Raw genomic sequence first — 20097 nt, 5'->3', positions numbered from 1 at the left:
GAGGTCGCCACGGGCCGCCCGCTGGGCAGACCCGCCAATGGACTGAAATTCACAGGAATTCCCATGCGCAAGATCCTGATCGTGGCCGCTCTGCTGGCCGCCGCTCCGTTCTCGGCCTCCGCCGACGCCCTGAGCTACACCTACGTCGAAGGCGGCTGGACGCAGGTCAAGGTTGACGACAACGCACTGGACGACCCGAAGGTCGACGGTGGCTACCTGCGTGGCTCGGTCGCCGTGGCCGAGCAGGTCTACGTGTTCGGTGGCTGGTCGCGCACCAGCAAGACCTACCACTACAGCGATGGCTCGCTGAAGGTTGAACTGAATCAGCCGGAGCTGGGCATCGGCTACCACATGCCGTGGACCGACCGCGTCGACTTCACCGCCGACATCGCCTGGGTGCGTCAGAACGCTGAACTGACCGATCGTTACGACGGCTACAGCGACCGCTACAAGGACCACACCAACCTGGCCCGCGCCACCATGGGCATCCGCGGCAAGCCGTCGCGCATGACCGAAGCCTGGGCCAAGGCCGGCTACATGGACGGCGGCAACAACTACAAGGGCACCTGGGTCGGCACGCTCGGTGGCCAGATCAACTTCACCAAGACCTGGGGTCTGGTGGGTGAGATCTCCGGCTACCGCGACGTTACCCAGTACTCCGCCGGCGTCCGCGCCAGCTTCTGATCCAACGATCGCTCCTCGTCGTGCGATCGAACGGGCCCCGCAAGGGGCCCGTTTTTTTGTCCGCTGCGCACCGTCACCTGGCTGCTTCTCGCCATCGAAAGCGTGGGCAGATGCGCTAGTCTTGCGCGCCTCTGGAACAGGAAAACACCGTCATGAAGACCCCCACCCGTACCCTTCTGGCCAGCGTGCTGCTGTGCGCCCCGCTGGTCGCCACGGCCGCCCCGGCCACGCTGTCGCCCGAACAGGCGTTCGACCTGTATGCACGCACCCTGCTGGAGGACGACGCTGCCGCCACGCGTGCGCTCAACGACGCACTGAAGCCGGCGTTCGAGGGCCAGGACGCAGTGACACCGTCCCCGGGTGCGCTGGCCAAGGCGTTGGCCGAACCCTGGCAGACGGTGCTCGCAAGCGCCGGCGCCAAGGCCGACGCCGCCGCCACCGAAGCGCTGTATGCCAAGGCCCTGCGCGATTCGAAGTGCCGCGCGACCAAGAGTGTGATCGAAGACAACGAATACGTGGACGACCAGAAGCTGGCGCGGATCACCTTCAGCTGCCAGGTGCCCGACCTGGGCAAGGTCCGCCCGCTGTTCGCCGCCAGCCTGGCCGCCGATGCCACCCCGGCCTCGCGCAAGCAGTTCACCGACGCCTACACACAGGCACTGCAGAGTGGCGCGCGCGTGCCGGTCAGCGGCACCTTCACCCTGTACCCGGCCAAGGACAACGGCTACTGGTACAGCGGCAACTTCGATGACCTGGTGGGCACCGTCGCCGGTGCGCTGGCCCCGTTCGAGGACTGGATGCAGGACGCGCAGGCGGCCAACGCGCCGAAGGTAACCGGCGTACCTGGCTGCGACCTGTTGCTGCAGCAGCACCGCGCCTGCGTGGCGAAGATCGCGCCGGACCAGATCAGCGGCGTGGATGCGATGGCCGAGGAACTGAAGGCCAAGGCGCAGGTGAAGTCGGCCGATGAGATGACGCAGGAGTGCAAGGCGCTGCGTCCGATGGCCGAGATGATGTGGACCGATGCGTGCGCGTGAGTTCGCTGCGCTGAAGCGACTGGGGCTGGCTGCATTGCTGGCCCCGGTTGCGGCACAGGCGGCGCCGCCTGTGCCGACGTCCGGACACGTGTTCGAGCTGTACGCACAGGTGATCGTGCACGGCGATACCGCGGCCCAGGCCGAGCTGGGCCGCTATCTGGGTACAGCCAAGGGCCCGGCGATCGCGGCGGCGCTGGCGAGCGTAAGCCATCTCGAGCAAGCGCCTGAAATGGCCGATTGGCCGCAGGCCGCCGCGGCCCTGCGCAGGCGCCAGACATCGGTGCGTTGCAGTGTCGGCAGCGTGCATCATCCGCAGGCAGACGTCGCCGATGTTGACTACCGTTGCCACCTGCCGGACCTGACGGGCCTGCTGCCCGTCTATCGGCAGCACCCGGTGCCATTCAACGGACCACATCCCCCACAGATGGCGAGCGAACTGGCGACGGTGTATACGCAGATGATCGCATCGGCACCAGACCGCGAAAGGATCATCACCGTGTCATTCGAGCGCGATCATGGCAGCGGTGCTTGGCGCGTACAGAACCCGGCCCCGCTGATGGGCGAGCTGGCTGATGCGTTCCTGCCCTTCTTCGAGTGGAACGAGCACCCGCCCGGCGAGGATCGTTGAGCCCCTTTTCATGCCCGCAGCAGCAGGCGCAGGTCGTCGCCCACCTGGCGCTGGTCGATCACGCGCAGTCGGCGCTGCTGGTCCATCGCGCCGATGCCGAGGTCAGCCAGCAGCGGGCGGCCGCTGTCGCCCAGCAGTGTGGGCGCTTGGTAAAGCAGCAGTTCGTCCACCCAGCCACCACGCACCAGCGCGCCGGCCAGGGTTGCACCGGCTTCGGTATGCACCTCGTTGATACCGCGTTCGGCCAGCAGAGCCAGCACCGCACCCAGATCAAGTCGGCCGTGGCGCATGGCTACGCTGGCGAAGGCCGCGTCGGCTGCGTCAGGCGGGCTGACCATCGCATCGTGCAGGTACAGCGTCGGACCTCCACCTTCGCGCACACGGCTGCATTCCAGCGAGCGCAGGCGTGAATCGAGGACCACGCGCAGTGGCGGCAACACTTCGGTGTCGGCCAGGCGAACGGTCAGCATCGGGTCGTCGGCGATCACGGTGTCGGCACCGGTCAGGATCGCGCCCGCGCGCGCGCGCCAGTGTTGCACGTCCTCGCGAGCGGCGGGGCCGGTGATCCACTTCGAGCTGCCGTCGGCCATCGCGGTACGGCCATCGAGGCTGGCGGCCAGTTTCACCCGCAGCCACGGACGGCCGCGCTCCACGCGGGACAGGAAGCCCTTGTTGAGTTCGCGCGCCTGCGCCGCCATCAAGCCCTCGGCAACGTCGATGCCGGCGTTGCGCAGCAGGTCAAAGCCCCCGCCATCGACCTTCGGGAATGGATCGCGCATCGCCGCGACCACGCGCGACACACCAGCTTCGATCAGCGCCAACGCGCACGGCGGCGTGCGGCCGTAATGCGCGCACGGTTCCAGGGTGACGTAGGCAGTAGCTCCACGTGCTTCGCTGCCGGCTTCGCGCAATGCGAACACTTCGGCATGCGGGCCGCCAGCACGCTGGTGCCAGCCCTGCCCGACCACACGTTCGCCGTGGGCAATGACGCAGCCCACCATCGGGTTGGGGCGGGTGGTGTAGGCGGCACGCTCGGCCAGACGCAGTGCGTTGGCCATGTGCAGGTGGTCGAGGACGGAGAACAGGGTGGTCATGCGGCCATGGTAACGCCGCCGGTGTTGATCCACGCCATGCGTGGATGAAGCGTACGGCGCCAACCAAGGTTGGCATCTACCGGGGCGGTCAGCCCTTCTTCTTCTTGGTCAGGGCAATCACATCGCCCAGCAGCTGCAGCTGTTCGGTACTGGAAGGCAGGTCGCGTTCAAGCTTCTCGATCTCCTCGCGGAAATCGGCCACGTCCTCGAAGCTGCGATAGACCGAAGCGAAGCGCACATAGCCGACATGGTCGAGCTTGCGCAGTTCGTTCATCACGAACTCGCCGACCTTGATCGAGGGCACTTCGCGCTCACCGCTGATGCGCAGCTGATGGACCACGGCGCGTACCGCCGCTTCGATCTTGTCTTCGGCCACGGCACGCTTCTGCAGCGCGCGGTCGAAGCCTGCACGCACCTTGCGCTGGTCGAACGCCTCGCGGGTGCCATCGCTCTTGACGATGGCGGGCAGCTTCAGTTCGACCGTTTCCATGGTGCTGAAGCGCTCGCCGCAAGCTTCGCATTCACGCCGACGACGGATCGTCGCGCCGTCTTCGGAGACGCGCGAGTCGATGACCCGGGTATCGGCATGTTGGCAGAAGGGGCAGTGCATTGAACGCCTGGCTCAGGGAGTACCTATTGCCACGGTCATGGCAGCGTCGCAAAGGTACCTGAGAAGGGCCGCAGCAGCAAATGCTGGCTGCGCGGAAGCACCTGCATTTCAGCCAATCCAATCGTCCAGCGAGGTCTGGACTACCCACTCAACCGGGTGCGGGCTGCACCGAGGCGGCGCGAGCCCAGCGCAACCACACCAGGTGCCCCGCCATCACCAGCAGCGGTGGGCCAAAGCCAAGGAAGGCCAGGGTCGAGATCTCCCCGTGCTTGAAGGTGAAGTACAGCGTGGCGGCAACCACGCCCAATGCAGCCAGAGCCCCCAGCGCCAGCCCTACCCAGGCGACAACCGGGGAGTGACGCAGGCCGGTAACCCCGCGCCACAGGAAGAGACCGCTCAGCCACAACCAGGACAACACGCCCAGGATTCCGGCCAATGACCACAGCAGCAACAGCCTGTGCTCGTCGCCCGTCAGGTACTTGCCGTCCCATACGACCATCAACCCCAGCACGGCACCTGTGCCGCCTGCCGCCACGGTGGGCAGGCCTACCAGCAGGCCGGCGATCGCCATCCAGCGTTTGTGCAGACGCTCATCCATGCGTTCGATTTCCTTCCCTGGGCCGCGTCATGCGCGGCGTTTGATCCACACCAGCATCGCAGCCGGCACCAGCATCGACGGGCCCAACAGCAACAAGCCGATGCCTTCGCCGTGCACGGCGATGCCCCACCACAGCGCCAGCCCCAGCGGAGGCAAGGCGGCGAGACCGCCCGCCAGCAGCATCCACCACCAGAGGCGGTGCACGTGCAGCCCGGCACGCCCCTGCAGCAGAAAACCCGCGCTGAGCCACAACCAGGCCAGGCAGCCGGCAATGCCGGCCAGGCCCCACAGCGGCATCACCGTCACCGAGGCCAGCGTGCCATGGCCGAACTGGCCCAGCCCCATCAGCAGCAGCATCGTCGCCGCCGCGCCGCCCATCGCCAGGCTGGGCAGGCCAAACAGCACCGCCAGCGCGGTGTAGAGGTACTTGAGGTGGCGCTCATCCATGCGCGGTTACTCCAGTGCTGGGGTCAGAGCCCTTCCCTGCGGGAAGGGATCCGACCCCTGCTTCGATCCGGGTTTCGGGGTCGGATCCCTTTCCGTCAGGAAAGGGCTCTAACCCCTGCTTCGATCAGCCGTAGACCGGGTACTTGCGGCACTGCGCGCTGACGGCGTCGCGCACGCGGGCGATGACGGCGTCATCACTCGGCGCGTCGAGCACGTCGGCGATCCAGTTGGCCAGGTCCACGCAGTCCTGTTCGACGTAACCACGGGTGGTCACCGCCGGGGTGCCCAGGCGCAGACCCGAAGTGACGAACGGCGAACGCGGGTCGTTCGGCACCGAGTTCTTGTTGACGGTGATATGGGCCTTGCCCAGCGCAGCTTCCGCATCCTTGCCGGACACGTCCTTGCCGATCATGTCGACCAGCATCAGGTGGTTCTGGGTGCCACCGGAGACGATCTTGTAGCCGCGTGCGATGAGCGTGTTGGCCATCGCCTGCGCGTTCTTCACTACCTGCTGCTGGTAGGCCTTGAAGCCCGGCTCCAGCGCTTCCTTGAAGGCCACGGCCTTGCCGGCGATGACGTGCATCAGCGGACCGCCCTGGATGCCCGGGAACACGATCGACTGCAGCTTCTTGACCAGGTCTTCGTCGGCGCCCTTGGCGACGATGATGCCGCCGCGCGGGCCGCGCAGGGTCTTGTGGGTGGTCGAGGTGACCACATGGGCGTGTTCCAGCGGGCTCGGGTAGACGCCTGCGGCGACCAGGCCTGCAACGTGGGCCATGTCGACGAACAGGTAGGCACCGACCTTGTCGGCGATGGCACGGAAGCGCGCCCAGTCGATCACCTGCGAGTAGGCCGAGAAGCCGGCCACGACCATCTTCGGCTTGTGCTCCAGGGCCAGGCGCTCGACTTCGTCGTAATCGATCAGGCCCTGGTCGTTCACGCCGTACTGCACGGCGTTGAACAGCTTGCCCGAGGCGTTCACCTTGGCACCGTGGGTGAGGTGGCCGCCGTGGGCCAGGCTCATGCCAAGAATGGTGTCACCCGGCTGCAGCAGGGCGAAGTAAACGGCCTGGTTGGCCTGCGAACCACTGTGGGGCTGCACGTTGGCGTAGTCGGCATTGAACAGCTGCTTGAGGCGGTCGATCGCCAGCTGCTCGGCGATGTCCACGTATTCGCAGCCACCGTAGTAGCGCTTGCCCGGGTAGCCTTCGGCGTACTTGTTGGTCAGCTGGCTGCCCTGGGCTTCCATCACCGCCGGGCTGGTGTAGTTCTCGCTGGCGATCAGCTCGACGTGGTCTTCCTGGCGCTGGGTCTCAGCGGCGATGGCCTTGGCCAGTTCGGGATCGTAGGATTCGATGCGGACGTCACGCGGGAACATCGGGTACTCCAGCAGGCAGGGAAAGGGGTACGACTCAGCCCTTGATTGTAGCCCCGCACCGGCCTGCTGGGGCCGAAAAGGACGGGGCCGGCATCCCCGAAGGAATCCGGCCCCGTATGGTTTCGTCAGTGGGGTCAGAGGCCTTTCCGGTGGAAAGGGATCCGACCCCTGCCGCGATCTTCAGCGGTTGCTGAGCACGTACTGGGCGATCACGCCGGTTGCGATGGCCACCAGCAACATGTTGCCGCGGTCATCGCGGATCCATTGGTGCCCGTACGGCGGGCGGCGCAGGTGATAGCGCGGATAGTCGTTCACCACGTAGATCGGGCCGCGGTAATAGTCGCGGTAGCGGTGGCCGACCTTCCAGCCATAGCCCGGGCCATAGGCTGGGCGATAGACCACGCGCGGCGGTGCTGGGCGGTAGTAACGGTCATGGTCGCGGTGCCATTCACGGCGGTCCTGGCGATAGTCGCGCCGGGCCTCGCGGCGATCACGTTCCCACTCACGGCGATCCTGGCGCCATTCGCGGCGATCCTCGCGCCACTCGCGGCGGTCATGGTCGCGGCGGTGATCGTTGTCGGCGAAGGCCGGGGCCACCGCGCCGAGCGCCAGCACAGAGGCCACGGCTCCGGCCATTACTCGATTGATGCGCATGTCAGACCTCTGCTTGGTTGGGTGGTGAGCCCATATTGCGCACCCGATCTGAACCGTTTCCAGCTGGAAACGCTTCCTGCCGCGGGACTGTGACGGAGTATTCAGGCCGCAGCCAGCCCGGCAGCCCTTCCCGGGCGCGGCGCGGAACCGGTTCCGGCTATAATTGGCGGTATTCCTTTTCAGTCTGTGCCCGCTGCCGCAACGGGAAGCTCCCCGTGACGGATCGGGCGCAGGGCCGCGCCTACGGAGACCTCATGTCCTCGCAATACATCTACACCATGAACCGCGTGTCCAAGGTGGTCCCGCCCAAGCGGCAGATCATCAAGGACATCTCGCTGTCGTTCTTCCCGGGCGCGAAGATCGGCCTGCTGGGCCTGAACGGCGCCGGCAAGTCCACCGTGCTGAAGATCATGGCCGGCGTGGACACCGATTTCGAGGGCGAAGCCCGCCCGCAGGCTGGCATCAAGGTCGGCTACCTGGCGCAGGAACCGGAGCTGGACCCGACCAAGACCGTGCGTGAAGCGGTCGAGGAAGGCGTGGGCGAAGTGCTGCAGGCGCAGGCTGCGCTGGAAGCGGTGTACGCGGCCTATGCCGAAGAAGGCGCCGACTTCGACGCCCTGGCCAAGGAACAGGAGCGCCTGGAGGCGATCCTCGCCGCGGGCGATGCGCACACCCTGGAAAACCAGCTGGACGTGGCCGCCGATGCGCTGCGCCTGCCGCCGTGGGATGCCATCGTCGGCAAGCTGTCCGGTGGTGAGAAGCGCCGTGTGGCGCTGTGCCGCCTGCTGCTGCAGAAGCCGGACATGCTGCTGCTGGACGAACCGACCAACCACCTCGACGCCGAGTCGGTGGAATGGCTGGAACAGTTCCTGGCGCGCTACACCGGCACCGTCGTGGCCGTTACCCATGATCGCTACTTCCTGGACAACGCCGCCGAGTGGATCCTGGAACTGGACCGCGGCCGCGGCATTCCGTGGAAGGGCAACTACACCGACTGGCTGACCCAGAAGGATGAGCGCCTGAAGCAGGAAGACAATCAGGAAAAGGCCCGCCAGAAGGCGATCCAGAAGGAGCTGGAGTGGTCGCGCCAGAACGCCAAGGGCGGCCGTACCAAGGGCAAGGCCCGTCTGGCCCGCCTGGAAGAGCTGCAGTCGGTCGATTACCAAAAGCGCAACGAGACCAATGAAATCTTCATCCCGCCGGGCGAGCGCCTGGGCCAGGCGGTGATGGAGTTCAAGAACGTCTCGAAGAAGTTCGGCGACCGCCTGCTGTTCGACAACCTGAGCTTCCTGGTGCCGGCCGGCGCTATCGTCGGCATCATCGGCCCCAACGGTGCCGGTAAGTCGACCCTGTTCAAGATGATCACCGGCCAGGAAAAGCCGGACACCGGCGAGATCGTGGTCGGCCCGACCGTGAAGCTGTCCTACGTGGACCAGAGCCGCGACGCGCTGGAAGGCAACCACAACGTCTTCCAGGAAATCGCTGGCGGCCTGGACATCCTCAACATCAACGGCATCGAGATCCAGTCGCGCGCCTACATCGGCCGCTTCAACTTCAAGGGCCAGGACCAGCAGAAGATGGTCGGTTCGCTGTCCGGTGGTGAGCGTGGCCGCCTGCACATGGCCAAGACCCTGCTGCAGGGTGGCAACGTGCTGCTGCTCGACGAACCGTCCAACGACCTGGATATCGAAACCCTGCGTGCGCTGGAAGATGCGCTGCTGGAATTCCCGGGCAACACCTTCGTCATTTCGCATGACCGCTGGTTCCTGGATCGCATCGCGACCCACATCCTGGCGTTCGAAGGCGACTCGCACGTGGAGTTCTTCCAGGGCAACTACCGCGAGTACGAAGAAGACAAGCGCCGCCGCATGGGCGACGACGCCGCGCCGAAGCGCCTGCGCTTCAAGGCGCTGAAGTAAGGCAACTGGAAAGGCCGCGCTCGCGCGGCCTTTCTCATTTCGGTAGGTCACCACCGTTGATGGTGACTGGAGGCGTACCGACCAACGGTCGGTACCCACGTTCTGCATTCGGGTAGGTCACGACCGTTGGTCGTGACACCTTATTGTCGCGAGATTCCCCATGTCACTGCTCGAACGCCTGTTCCAGCTGCAGCAACACGGCACCACCGTGCGCACCGAGCTGCTGGCCGGTGTCACCACCTTCCTGACGATGTCCTACATCGTCTTCGTCAATCCCGAGATCCTCGGCACCACCGGCATGGACGCCGGCGCGGTGTTCGTCGCCACCTGCCTGGCCGCCGCGCTGGGTTCGGCGGTGATGGCGCTGGCCGCCAATTTCCCGGTAGGCATGGCACCAGGCATGGGCCTGAACGCGTTCTTCGCCTTCACCGTGGTCGGTGCCGCCGGCCTGCCCTGGCAGCAGGCACTGGGTGCGGTGTTCATCTCCGGCCTGGTGTTCCTGGTCCTGTCACTGACCGGCGTGCGTGCGTGGCTGGTGTCGGGCATTCCATCATCGCTGCGCTCAGCCATCGTGGCCGGCATCGGCCTGTTCCTGGCGATCATCGCGCTGCAGAAGTCCGGCGTGATCGTCGGCAATGAAGACACGCTGGTGGCACTGGGCCCGTTGAACACGGCACCGCCGCTGCTGGCGCTGGCCGGCTTTCTGCTGATCGCGGTGCTGGAAGCGCGCCGCATCCGCGGTGCGATCCTGATCGGCATCCTGGCGGTGACCGGCGCTGGCTGGGCATTGGGCGATGTGCAGTACCAGGGCCTGGTCTCGCTGCCGCCGAGCCTGGCCCCCACCTTCCTGCAGCTGGACCTGCCGGGCCTGCTGCACCATGACGGCGGCGCACCGATCGCTGTGCTGCTGCAGGTGGTGCTGGTGTTCGTGCTGGTGGAAGTGTTCGATGCCACCGGCACGCTGTACGGCGTGGTCGGTCGCGCCGGCCTGCTGAAGCTGCCGGGCGCGCAGAAGCGTTTCGGGCGTGCGCTGCTGGCCGACAGCACCGCAATCGTGGCCGGTTCGATGCTCGGCACCAGCAGCACCACGGCCTTTGCCGAAAGCGCTTCGGGCGTGCAGGTGGGCGGTCGCACCGGCCTTACCGCGCTGGTGGTGTCGGCGCTGTTCCTGGCTGCGCTGCTGTTCTCGCCGCTTGCGGCGATGGTGCCCAGCTATGCCACCGCACCAGCACTACTGTTCGTGGCTGGCCTGATGCTGCGTGAGCTGGTGGAAGTGGACTGGAGCGACCTGACCGAATCGGTGCCGGCCGCGCTGTGTGCGCTGGCGATGCCGTTCACCTATTCGATCGCCAATGGCCTGGCGTTCGGCTTCATCGCCTATGCCGCGCTGAAGGCCGGTACCGGGCGCTGGCGCGAAGTGCATCCGGCGGTGTGGCTGGTGGCGGTGCTGTTTACCCTGCGCTACGCGCTGGAATAAGCGGTAGGCGATGCCGGCCAGCGGCCGGCACTACCGGACGGTGGTTCACCTGCCGCGCACGGTGCTTTGGGATGATGCGGGCATGCCGCCGCCCGTCCTTCCTGCTGATCCGTCCTCGCCGTTGCGCCGCCGGCTGCTGCGTACGGCAGTGCTGGCACCGCTGGCCGCTGCGCTGACCACCCTGCCCGGCTGCTCGCTGCCGGTGCAGATCGATGGCACCTTCCTGCAGCCTTGGCGCAGCCACCTGCAGTGGGGCCTGGCCGACTGGCAGCGTTCCCTGAAGCTTGCACGTACGCTGGGCTGCCGGCAGCTGGTGCTGCAGTGGACCGGCATCGTCGGTGGCAGCGACGGCGACTGGTCATTGCCCGACGGCAGCCTGCAGCAGCTGTTCACCGCTGCCAGCGAGAACGACATCCGCATCCGCGTCGGCCTGCCCTTCCAGCAACGCTGGTGGCAGGCCATCGGCGCAGACGACGCAACGCTGCAGGCCTTCCTGGCCGAGAGCCTGGCGCACGCACGCAGCTGGTTGGCACAGGCGCCCTGGGCACAGCAGCCGGCCTTCGGGGGCTGGTACCTGCCCTACGAACTGGAGCAGTACCACTGGGCCGATCCGGCCCGCCAGCAATGGCTGGCGCAGTGGCTGCACGGGCTGGTGCAGGCCGCCAGCGCACGCGGCGGCGACTGCGCGATGTCCTGCTACTTCAGCCGCCTGCAGACCGACGGCAACCTGGTCACGTTGTGGCAGGCCGTGCTGGCCCAAGCGGCGGTGCGGCCCATGGTGCAGGACGGCGTGGGGGTGGCCGGTGCCGGCAACGTGCAGCAGCTGCAACCGCTGCTCGATCATTTCCATGCACACGGCATCGGTTTCGATGCGATCGTTGAGTTGTTCCGCGAACTGCCCGGCGGCCCTGCCGACGGCAGCGCGTTCAAGGGCGAAACCGCCGACGCCGCGCGCATCCAGCGCCAGCTCGCGTGGGCACGCGACGGCGGCGCGCAACACGTGCTGGTCTATGCGCTGGAGCCGTGGCTGACCCAGGATACGCCGCAGGCCGCAGCGTTGCGGCGACGCTGGGGCCTGCCTCAGTAGTAGAGGATGGCGGTGGCGAACAGGCCCTTGGCGCGTTGCGTATCGCCACCGCCGATGGCGATGCGGTACTGCACGGTCAGGTCCAGGTAGGAACGTGGAGCGTTGTAGTGGTCCTCGCGGAACCAGTAACGCACACCCACGCCCGGGCCCGCGCCAAGTGACCAACTGCGCTGCGTGTCGTTGAGCGCGAACGACTGCGCCGGGAACGGCGAGTAGCGGATGTCGCGCACACGCGAGCGCTGATCCAGCCAGTCCGCTCCCACCACCACGTACGGCGTGACCACCCAGTGGGTCTGCCCTGCACCGAAGCGGAAGCTTCGCCCGGCGCGCAGTTCACCGGCAGCGAACCACTGTTCGCGATGCAGGCGGCCATTGGCCTCGCCAAGGCGCCGCACCGGCGAGCCGTTGGCATCAAGCGCGTCGAGGGTGAAGGTGGCACCGTTGTCGTCCCAGGTATAGCCGCCCTGCGCGTAGCCGCTGACCATCCACCACTGGTTCACATCGGTGCGCAGATCAGTGCCGTGGTAGTAGCCGTAGGTGAGGTAAGACATCCATCCACCGGAACCACTGGCCAACCGATAGCGCGCCAGCGTGCTGGCTTCCAGTGGTGGGTTCAGCGCCAGCTGCAGGCGGCATTGCACGGCCGCCGATTGCGGATAGGCATCGCCCTGGCGGGTGGCACTGCCGAGGAACTGGCGGCGCTCGATGCCGGCACTCAGGCCAGTCTGGCCGAACGCATAGCGCATGCCGAAGGACGCGATGGTGGACGGCCAGCCGGTGGTCGAACGCGAATGACTGAGGCGCTCGGCGCGTGCGCGTGCATCCGGCGTTGATTCGCCGGTACACGGATCCACCGCGCGGATCGATTCGTAGGTGCCGCCTTCGTCATACAGCGTGTTGAGCAGCCGCGCGTAGAGCTCCAGCGTGCCGTGCCGGTCGTTGAAGGCCGGGGGCCGCCAGAACGCCTCCAGCGTACTGAACACCGAATCGCCCGGTGTGCTGATCGCCGCACCGCCGACATTGGTTGCGGCTTGGCGTGCGCCTCGGAAACCGGCCGAGGCAATCACGCCCCACTCGCGCGAATAGTTGGCGATGGCATTGCGCACGTTGTAGCGCTGAAGCTCATCCAACGGCAGCTCGCCGGCATCGGCGCGATCAATGGCACTGCGCAGCAGCGTCACCGCCTGTGGATGGTCGCCGTTGGCGGCACTGGCGTAGGCCTGGTCGAGCACCACGGTCTTTGGCGCCTTGCCGGTGGCCTCTGCGGCGCGGAAGTCTGCCAGCGCCTGTGCCGGGTCACCCGCCTTCTGGTTGAGATAGCCACGCTGCATCAGCGAACCCGCGTCATCAGAATGCTGTGCCAGCGCCGCATCCAGGCGCTGCCGTGCTTCGACCTGCTGGACGCGGTTGCCCGCTGCCAGGGTAGTGGTCAGCAAGCCCTGCAGGTTCCCGTCCTCCGGCGCGAGTTCCACGGCCTGCCGCGCCTCAACGATGGCGTCAGCGTAGTCCCGGCGTGCGTAAGCCGCGTAGGCACGCTGCGCGGCACCGCCATCACCCTGCAGGTCGGCCGGCATCAGCTCGCACGCGTTGCCGGTGTCACTCACCTGGCAGTGCTGGAACGGAGCCGGGTAGCTCTGCGCACTCATTCGGGGAGGCTCGCGGCTGGTGCGGATCGCCTTGGCGCGTTGCTCGATGCCCTGCTGCAGCAGCTGCTGTGTCCGTGCATCGCCTTCACCTGCGGGACCTGCTGCCTGCAGCGGTGCCAGCAGTGCAGCCGCACGCTCCCGATCGCCTGCAGCCAGCGCCGCATCCACCGCCAGCAGGCGCACGTTGCGCTGCTGCTGGGTTGATTGCCCGGGGATGGCGAGTGCGGTGTCGAAGTCCTCATTGGCGAGCACCGAATTGCCCTGGCGCTGGCGCAGATAGCCCCGCATCACCTGCGCATTGAGGTCCTTGGCGTCGGTCTGCAGTGCCAGGTCCGCGCTACGTTCAGCCTCGGACAGCTGCTCACCCTGCAGCTGCGCGGTGATCAACAGCAGCCGGTAGGAAGCCATATCCGGCGCCAGTTCCACTGCCGCGCGCGCCTGTGCAATGGCGGCGGCATCGTTACGTGCGGACAGCGATCGGTAGGCCTGCTGAGCCTGCAGCAGCGCGCGCTGGCGGTCCAGCGCCGCACGCCTTTCGCGCAGCTCCTCGATGTTGGGCGCGCCCAGCCGCAGCGCGGTGCTGATCGCGGCGTCGGCCTGCTCGGGTTGCTGCTGGGCCTCCAGTGCGGCTACCCACAACAGCGCCCACGCCCCCTGCCCCGGCTGCTGGCGGAACGCCTGTTCGGCCTTGCTGGCCGCCACGCCCATCTGCTTGGCGTCATAGGCCGCGTAGGCCTCGGTGGCCAGCGAGTAGGCCCGCTGCTTGGCGAGGTCTGCGGCGCTGCCGACTGGACGCGATGGGGATGCGGTGCGCACGCCCTTGCCGTCCGTGGACGCGCTACGTGCAGCGGTAGCCGCCGCCAGCGCAGGCAAGGCAGGATCCTTCAACCCCACGTCCAGCGCACGGCGCGCTTGCTGCTGCGCTTCTGCGCCACGACCGAGCTTCTGCAGCGCATAGATCTGCAGCAGGCGCAGCCGCACCACGTCCGGGCGCAGCCGGATCGCTTCACTGGACTGCCGGTAGGCCGTGGGGTAATCGCCACGTTCATAGGCGGCAAAGGCCTGCTCGGCGATGCGGTAGGCCGCACCGGACAATGGCAGCGGCGCATCGGCCTGTGCCAGCACCGGCGTGGTGGCCGTGGCCAATGCCACGGCAATGACGGTGGAGAGCAGCGTGGTCTTCATGCCGGCAAGGCTCCGGGAGGCGGCGACTGCAGCGTGGCCGCGCGCCGGCGTTGTTCCTGCATGGCCTGGGCCACGGCCTCTTCGCTGGTGATGCCCTGCTTCACCAGGTAGTCGCCGATGCGGCCGTCGCGCTGCGGCTTGTACGCGTCCAGTGCAATCTCAAAGCGCGCGTGGTCGATCAGGCGCATCTCCACCAGCAGGTCGCCCAGCAGCGGCACGTTGTTCAGGTGCCATTGCCGGTCGCCGCCGATCAGGCGCAGGCCAGCGTTGATTTCGCTTTCGCGGGCAATGCTCTGCTCGACGTGATCACTGCGGGTTTCCTGCTTCAGCAGTGCCAACGCTTCTTCGGGTAATGGGCTGGCTACTGCCAGCCGCAGGGTTCGCTCCTGGCGTGGAGGCAGCGGCAGCATGCGCCACTGCACGCAGGCATCGGCACTGACCGGGAACTGACAGGCCCGCAGGTAGTCCACATCGATCACCGCGCGCTGCAGGTCACCCTGGAAGGCGATCGCCTCGGCCAGCGTCTCATCATCCAACCAACCCTGGGTAAGCAGGATGCGGCCGAGCGGCTGCTGCCGACCGGCATGCTGCTGGTCCAGCGCCAGCTGCAGGCGTTCGGGTTCAACGGCCTGCCAGGTGCCCAGCAGTTCACCCAGCTGCTTGCGGGTCTGCACCAGCTGCGCCGCATCCGGGAAATCGTGCATGGTCTTGTCCCAGACCATGCGCTTGCCGAACAGCAGGTAGGCCAGGAACACCTTCCAGGCGCGGGCGGTGGCCATGAAATTGATCATGTTGCCGACCACCATGCGCGGGATCGACATCAGCGCATGCTCCCAGCCATACAGCCGGTTGACGAAGTAGAAACGCTGCACGACGCGGGTCACCAATGCAGCCGTGGTCAGCAGCGCCACGTTCATCTGCCAGGTACCGGCCTGGAACACACTGGGAAACTGCATCGTCCATACCCCGGTCATCTTCAGCAGCCAGAACAGCAGCAGCTGCAGGAAGATGACGTAGGCGATGATGCTGACGAACGAAGTGATGATGCCCTTTCGGTCGCGCGCCAGCAGGTACTTGGTGGCCAGCGAGCCGCGCCAGCCCAGCGACTCCCAGCTCTGCAGGCCGATGCCCAGCACCCAGCGTGCCTTCTGCCGGTAGGAAGCGCGGAAGTTGTCGGGGAAGTATTCGCGCACGCACAGGGCCATCTGCTGGGTGCGTTCGCGCACCGGACCCCAGCCGAACCACGAGGGACGGCGAACGCGGAACTGCACCGGGAAGCGCGCGAAGATCGACTGCATGCCCATCGCCGCCAGTCGTGCACCGACGTCGTAGTCCTCGGTGAGGCTGTCGGTGTTGAAGGGCTGGTTGCCGGTCTGCGCACTCAATGCCAGCAGCGCGCGCCGCGAGAAGCAAGTACCGACGCCCGCGGAGGGCACCATGCCGGACACGCTCTCGCGCACCACCAGATCCTTGGCGTGCCATTCGGCGAATTCGTCCATGTAGACGCCCGCCACCAGCTCATACCATTCGCGATCCAGCGAGGTCACCGGCAGCTGGATCATGTCCTTGCGCGGCAGCAGGTAGTTGTAGAAGCGTAGTTCCATCGGGTGCAGCACGTCTTCGCTGTCGTGCAGGATCACGCCGGCGAACTCGATGTCGTGGCGCTTCTCGTAATCGAAGATGGCCAGGATCAGCCAGTTCAGGCAGTCGGCCTTGCTGGTCGGCCCGTCATGCGGCACTTCCACGCGGCGCAGGCGCTTGTAGCGGCGGCGCATGCGCTCGACTTCATCGATGGTCTGCTGGTCGTTGGGATAGGTGCCGACGAACACCACGTACTCGCGGTAGTCGAGTACGTTGATCATGTTCTCCACCATCTGCGCGATGACGTCGTACTCCATCCACGCCGGCACCATGATCGCCAGCGGCTGTTGCGGCCGCTGCAGCAGGTCTTCCTGGGTCAGCGGTTTATACGCTTCGCGACGCTTGATGGTGAGCGCGCGCCAGCTCTCGCGCACCCAGTACCAGACATCGATGAACAGGTCATCGAGGCTGGAGATCAGGATCAGCACGGCCACCGCCGCCGCCGTGGTTTCCAGGGCGGCGTAGTAGTTTGCCAGCTGGATGTTCCAGAACAGACCGTCCACGGTGGATCAGTGCCCTGTGTTGGCGGACTTGCGGCGGCGCACCTGGGTGACGCGGGCGGCCAGCAGCGCGAACACGATTACGCCGACCAGCAGCAGCAACCAGACCATGTGCCGTTCCCACTTCGATTGCGGATTGCCGTCCTGCGCGACACGCGTGCCATAGGGATCCTGGCGGTCGAATTCGCGCACGGCATCACTGCCGTCGAGCACGGCGAGATCACCGCGCAGCAGCCGGAACGGTGCGCCGAACGGCGGTGCCTGTGCGCCAAGGTCGCTGTACAGCACGCCGAGCTGGCCGCCGGAGGTGCCGACCTGCACCACCGCGGCGCGGTCCAGGCCGCTGACATCCAGCAGCGGCTGCGGCTTCCTGCCGATCAGCAGGCGCCCGTCCTTCAGGCCGGCCACATCGACACCGGCCGGTGCCACGCCGAAGGCCAGCCATGGCTCACCCGGGCTGACCGCCGCACCGGCATCGACCACCTTCAGTTCCGATGCCTCCGGCGACGCACCCACTGCACTGGCCACAGCGATGACCTTGGCCAGCGATGCCGGTGCATCCTGCAGCCACGTGGCGGGCACGAACACCTGGTTGCCGCGTGACAGCTGGCTGCTGGCACCGACGAAATCACTGCCGAGCGAACGCTTGGCCAGGGTCAGGTGGCTGCTGGGCAGGATCGAGACTGGATAAGCGGTGGCCGGATCGTGGCAATAGGGGCGTGCCGGCTGGCGCAGGAAGCTGACGCGGATCTCGTTGCGCGCCGACAGCGCATAGGCCGGCACCTTGGCCACCAGCCGCTGCGGCTGGCCATTGGCCGACAGCACCTTGCCGCCCAGCAGGTAGTCATTGAAGTAGATCGTGGCTACCGCGCCCTGTCCGGCTGCGTTCGGCGCCGCCGAGACATCGATCACCACTTCCTCGGGCAGACGGCCATCGGCCGACAGCGCGCCGAGGTCGAAGCTGGCACTGCGATCGGCGCGGGTGACCACGTCCATCGTGCCGGCGATGTTGCCGAGCCGGCTCAGCAGCACCTGGTCGCCATCGAGCTTCGGCGTGCCGGCCGCGGTGACCTGCAGGCTGCGGCCCAGCGCATAGCTGCGCCAGTGTTCCGCAAACAATCCGGCGACCTTGCCCGCCGCCGCCGGGTCGACCACCAGCGTCGGACGGCCGGCAATGGCGACCACGCTGACCGAGGCGTTGGCCGCGGGCTTTTCCAGGCCGTCCATGCCGGTACGGCGCCACGCGGCGAACGCCGTGCCGGCATCAGCGCCAGCGCCGCCGACCTGTGCAGCGAGTGCGTCCAGCGCCGCGCGTACTCCAGCCCGCAGCGCGTTGCTGCCGATCATCACATCGGCGGCCAACGGCCCGCTGTCACGCAGCGACAGCAGCGCCCCCACTTCGGCCAGATCCTTCAGCACATACGCACGTTCGCCCGACGCCAGCGCGGCATAGGCCGGCACGCCCTGCAGGCTGGCCGGGATGCTGATGCCAGTCAGGTCGACGCTGTCACCAACCTTCGGCAGTGCGACCACCTGCACCTGTTTGCCACCGGCCTGCAACGCGGTACCGATGCGCCAGGCGGCATCATAGACAGGCGCCTGCAGAGCCTTGCCATCCACCAGCAGGCGCACCCGTGGCGGCAGCGCGCCCCAGGCCTTGGCCACGGTGTCCACGGCGCGGCCGTCGAAGCGATAGCTGAAACGCGAATCCGGCGACAGCCGCAGCACGTTGGCCGGTGCGCTCTGATCGGCGCACTGGTAGTCGGACACGATCGACCACCAGCCGACGCCGACCCGCACGAAACCGTTCTGGCGGGGTTCGCCATCGATGGCCAGCAGCTGGCTGGCGTCGCCCTGCGCGTCGGTGATCGAACGCGCGGCGATCGGGTCTCCGTCGACCGACCACAACCCCGAGGTGCGCCCGGCATGCCCGCGCACGTAGCGCCCGTCCAGCTGCAGCTGCGCATCACGGGTGGCGACGCCGGCCGGCACCGGCAGGTAAATCTCGCGCTGGCTTTCCTGCCCGCTCAACACCAATGGCTGGCGGAAGCCGAGTTCGCGCAGGCTCATCTGCCGGTTCACCGTACTGTCGCCGCTCCATTCGGCGAACTGGCCGGCAACGCTGTCTGCGGCATGGGCACTGGCGACCACACCCGAAAGGATGAACGCGGCAGCGGAAGCAAACAAAGGAGAGCGGCCGGTCTGGGTCATGGCATCACTTCATGGGGATGAGGGTGGATGGCCCCGCCGCTGCGGAGACCGGGCGAGAATTCGGGAAGGGGCGTGCCACGCAGGGCGGCGACGATGCGCGCGCTGGCGCGACCATCGCCATAGGGACTGGCATCGGGATCGAAGTGGGTCGGCTGCGGTGGCTGTGCCAACGCTGCGTTGACCGCCTCGACAATGCGCGAAGGGGTGGTGCCGACCAGCGTCACCACACCCGCCTCGACCGCCTCCGGACGCTCGGTGACATCGCGCATCACCAGAACGGGTTTGGCCAGCGCCGGCGCTTCTTCCTGCACGCCACCGGAATCGGTGAGGATCACGTCGGCGCGCTGCATCAGGCGCACGAAACGCAGGTAGTCCTGCGGCGGCACCAGGTGCACGTTGTCGAGATGGCCGAGGTGGGCGTTGACCGGACCCTGCACGTTCGGATTGAGGTGCACCGGGTACAGCACCTGCAGGTCCGGCCGCCGCGCCAGCTCGGCCAGTGCGCGGCAGATATCCTCGAAGCCCTGGCCGAAGCTCTCGCGGCGGTGGCCGGTGACCAGCAGCAGGCGCCGCCGCGGGTCGAGCATGTGGAAGGGCACGTCGGCCTGCGCGCGCAGGGCCGGGTCGGCATCCAACCGCTGTACGGTCTGCTGCAGGGCATCGATGACGGTGTTGCCGGTGACCAGGATCTGCCCGCCCAGATGCTCGCGGGCCAGGTTGGCGCGCGAGCTGGCGGTGGGCGCATACAGCTGGTGGCCGACCACGTCGATCACCCGCCGGTTCATTTCCTCCGGCCATGGCCGGTTGATGTCACCGGTGCGCAAGCCGGCCTCGACGTGGCCGATCGGGATGCGGTGATGGAACGCGGCAAGCGCGGCGGTCATCGCCGTGGTGGTATCGCCATGCACCAGCACGCGGTCCGGGCGAACCTGGGTGTAGAGCGCGTCAAGCCGCTCGAACAGCCTGGCGCACAGTCCGTTGAGGGTCTGGTTGGGCACCATGACATCGAGGTCATGGTCGGCGGTGATCTCGAACAACGACATCACCTGGTCGAGCATCGCCCGGTGCTGGCCCGTGATGCAGACCACCGACTCGATATCGGCAGATTCTGCCAAGGCCCGCACCAGCGGCCCCATCTTGATCGCTTCCGGCCGTGTGCCGAACACGGACAGGACCTTCACCGCAGCGCTCCCGAAGGCTGGCGCGGGGGGATGCAGGCAGCTGTAGCCACGTCTGGATCCTTTCGGCGTTCCCGTCCAACACCCGCGGGCAGGAGACGGTCACCTCATGAGGAAACTCCA

16 protein-coding genes are annotated in these 20097 nt (G+C 67.1%); 6 read left to right on the top strand and 10 right to left on the bottom strand.

All coding sequences use genetic code 11. The annotated features are described in order from the left end of the window. Positions 1-63 precede the first annotated feature (63 nt). The 3 genes from AC13GA_RS01340 (at position 64) to AC13GA_RS01330 (ending at position 2349) form a co-directional block, all read left to right on the top strand. Entirely contained in the window at positions 64-684 is a 621-nt protein-coding gene (locus AC13GA_RS01340; protein ID WP_046982679.1) for a hypothetical protein, read from the top strand. Positions 685-836: 152 nt separating this feature from the next. Next, complete coding sequence (locus tag AC13GA_RS01335; protein WP_337302540.1) at positions 837-1721, top strand: hypothetical protein; 885 nt, start codon at positions 837-839, stop codon at positions 1719-1721. Further along, positions 1708-2349, top strand: coding sequence for a hypothetical protein (locus AC13GA_RS01330; RefSeq protein ID WP_482997395.1), 642 nt, complete (start codon positions 1708-1710; stop codon positions 2347-2349). The genes AC13GA_RS01335 and AC13GA_RS01330 overlap by 14 nt, the downstream gene beginning before the upstream one ends. 8 nt (positions 2350-2357) lie before the next feature. Here AC13GA_RS01330 and ribD read toward each other — a convergent pair whose 3' ends face one another. The 6 genes from ribD to AC13GA_RS01300 all read right to left on the bottom strand — a co-directional run bounded on the left by ribD (position 2358) and on the right by AC13GA_RS01300 (position 7130). Continuing rightward, entirely contained in the window at positions 2358-3443 is a 1086-nt protein-coding gene (gene ribD / locus AC13GA_RS01325; RefSeq protein ID WP_253079749.1) for a bifunctional diaminohydroxyphosphoribosylaminopyrimidine deaminase/5-amino-6-(5-phosphoribosylamino)uracil reductase RibD, read from the bottom strand. A gap of 88 nt (positions 3444-3531) precedes the next feature. Next, on the bottom strand, positions 3532-4053 hold the full coding sequence (nrdR, locus tag AC13GA_RS01320) for a transcriptional regulator NrdR (RefSeq protein ID WP_004143350.1): 522 nt from the start codon (positions 4051-4053) through the stop codon (positions 3532-3534). Between the two features lie 148 nt (positions 4054-4201). Then, on the bottom strand, positions 4202-4651 hold the full coding sequence (locus AC13GA_RS01315) for a hypothetical protein (RefSeq protein WP_482997394.1): 450 nt from the start codon (positions 4649-4651) through the stop codon (positions 4202-4204). 27 nt (positions 4652-4678) lie between these two features. After that, positions 4679-5098, bottom strand: a complete 420-nt coding sequence (locus AC13GA_RS01310) for a hypothetical protein (RefSeq protein ID WP_153856276.1) — start codon at positions 5096-5098, stop codon at positions 4679-4681. Positions 5099-5222: 124 nt separating this feature from the next. Then, positions 5223-6476 (bottom strand): serine hydroxymethyltransferase, encoded by a 1254-nt coding sequence (gene glyA / locus AC13GA_RS01305; RefSeq protein WP_046982670.1) that lies wholly within the window; start codon positions 6474-6476, stop codon positions 5223-5225. A 180-nt stretch (positions 6477-6656) separates the two neighbouring features. Then, positions 6657-7130 carry an RcnB family protein gene (locus tag AC13GA_RS01300; protein ID WP_136639790.1) on the bottom strand — a complete coding sequence of 158 codons (474 nt, stop codon included), beginning with the start codon at positions 7128-7130 and terminating at the stop codon, positions 6657-6659. A 254-nt stretch (positions 7131-7384) separates the two neighbouring features. Here AC13GA_RS01300 and ettA point away from each other — a divergent pair, with 254 nt between their 5' ends. The 3 genes from ettA (at position 7385) to AC13GA_RS01285 (ending at position 11613) form a co-directional block, all read left to right on the top strand. Further along, positions 7385-9049 (top strand): energy-dependent translational throttle protein EttA, encoded by a 1665-nt coding sequence (ettA, locus tag AC13GA_RS01295; protein ID WP_046982668.1) that lies wholly within the window; start codon positions 7385-7387, stop codon positions 9047-9049. A gap of 160 nt (positions 9050-9209) precedes the next feature. Then, positions 9210-10526: an NCS2 family permease gene (locus AC13GA_RS01290; RefSeq protein WP_004143054.1), complete on the top strand. Its 1317-nt coding sequence runs from the start codon at positions 9210-9212 to the stop codon at positions 10524-10526. 82 nt (positions 10527-10608) lie between these two features. Then, the gene (locus AC13GA_RS01285; protein ID WP_482997393.1) at positions 10609-11613 is read left to right on the top strand and encodes a DUF4434 domain-containing protein; all 1005 of its coding nucleotides are present in this window, start codon (positions 10609-10611) and stop codon (positions 11611-11613) included. On the opposite strand, the gene AC13GA_RS01280 is transcribed toward AC13GA_RS01285, so the two are convergent. Genes AC13GA_RS01280 through wecB form a run of 4 tightly spaced genes read right to left on the bottom strand, consistent with a single transcriptional unit; the run spans position 11607 to position 19977 of the window. After that, entirely contained in the window at positions 11607-14444 is a 2838-nt protein-coding gene (locus tag AC13GA_RS01280) for an NfrA family protein (protein ID WP_482997392.1), read from the bottom strand. The two genes, AC13GA_RS01285 and AC13GA_RS01280, sit on opposite strands and share 7 nt — an antisense overlap. Continuing rightward, positions 14441-16588, bottom strand: coding sequence for a glycosyl transferase family protein (locus tag AC13GA_RS01275; RefSeq protein WP_482997391.1), 2148 nt, complete (start codon positions 16586-16588; stop codon positions 14441-14443). The genes AC13GA_RS01280 and AC13GA_RS01275 overlap by 4 nt, the downstream gene beginning before the upstream one ends. Positions 16589-16594: 6 nt before the next feature. Beyond that, the gene (locus AC13GA_RS01270; protein WP_482997390.1) at positions 16595-18796 is read right to left on the bottom strand and encodes a hypothetical protein; all 2202 of its coding nucleotides are present in this window, start codon (positions 18794-18796) and stop codon (positions 16595-16597) included. Beyond that, a complete protein-coding gene (wecB, locus tag AC13GA_RS01265; protein ID WP_046982663.1) occupies positions 18793-19977 on the bottom strand; it encodes a non-hydrolyzing UDP-N-acetylglucosamine 2-epimerase in 1185 nt (394 codons plus the stop codon). Before wecB ends, AC13GA_RS01270 begins: the two co-directional genes overlap by 4 nt. Positions 19978-20097 lie beyond the last annotated feature (120 nt).

Source organism: Stenotrophomonas sp. 22DLJC03 (assembly GCF_056861405.1).
This window is presented reverse-complemented; position numbering and strand designations above follow the sequence as displayed.

What these genes read in the sequence shown, in the direction of transcription:
- AC13GA_RS01285 (WP_482997393.1), top strand. Translation starts at nt 10,609, where the DNA reads ATGCCGCCGCCCGTCCTTCCTGCTGATCCGTCCTCGCCGTTGCGCCGC.
- glyA (WP_046982670.1), bottom strand. Translation starts at nt 6,476, where the DNA reads ATGTTCCCGCGTGACGTCCGCATCGAATCCTACGATCCCGAACTGGCC.
- ettA (WP_046982668.1), top strand. Translation starts at nt 7,385, where the DNA reads ATGTCCTCGCAATACATCTACACCATGAACCGCGTGTCCAAGGTGGTC.
- AC13GA_RS01340 (WP_046982679.1), top strand. Translation starts at nt 64, where the DNA reads ATGCGCAAGATCCTGATCGTGGCCGCTCTGCTGGCCGCCGCTCCGTTC.
- AC13GA_RS01330 (WP_482997395.1), top strand. Translation starts at nt 1,708, where the DNA reads ATGCGTGCGCGTGAGTTCGCTGCGCTGAAGCGACTGGGGCTGGCTGCA.
- nrdR (WP_004143350.1), bottom strand. Translation starts at nt 4,053, where the DNA reads ATGCACTGCCCCTTCTGCCAACATGCCGATACCCGGGTCATCGACTCG.
- AC13GA_RS01315 (WP_482997394.1), bottom strand. Translation starts at nt 4,651, where the DNA reads ATGGATGAGCGTCTGCACAAACGCTGGATGGCGATCGCCGGCCTGCTG.
- AC13GA_RS01270 (WP_482997390.1), bottom strand. Translation starts at nt 18,796, where the DNA reads ATGACCCAGACCGGCCGCTCTCCTTTGTTTGCTTCCGCTGCCGCGTTC.
- AC13GA_RS01280 (WP_482997392.1), bottom strand. Translation starts at nt 14,444, where the DNA reads ATGAAGACCACGCTGCTCTCCACCGTCATTGCCGTGGCATTGGCCACG.
- AC13GA_RS01335 (WP_337302540.1), top strand. Translation starts at nt 837, where the DNA reads ATGAAGACCCCCACCCGTACCCTTCTGGCCAGCGTGCTGCTGTGCGCC.
- AC13GA_RS01310 (WP_153856276.1), bottom strand. Translation starts at nt 5,098, where the DNA reads ATGGATGAGCGCCACCTCAAGTACCTCTACACCGCGCTGGCGGTGCTG.
- ribD (WP_253079749.1), bottom strand. Translation starts at nt 3,443, where the DNA reads ATGACCACCCTGTTCTCCGTCCTCGACCACCTGCACATGGCCAACGCA.
- AC13GA_RS01300 (WP_136639790.1), bottom strand. Translation starts at nt 7,130, where the DNA reads ATGCGCATCAATCGAGTAATGGCCGGAGCCGTGGCCTCTGTGCTGGCG.
- AC13GA_RS01290 (WP_004143054.1), top strand. Translation starts at nt 9,210, where the DNA reads ATGTCACTGCTCGAACGCCTGTTCCAGCTGCAGCAACACGGCACCACC.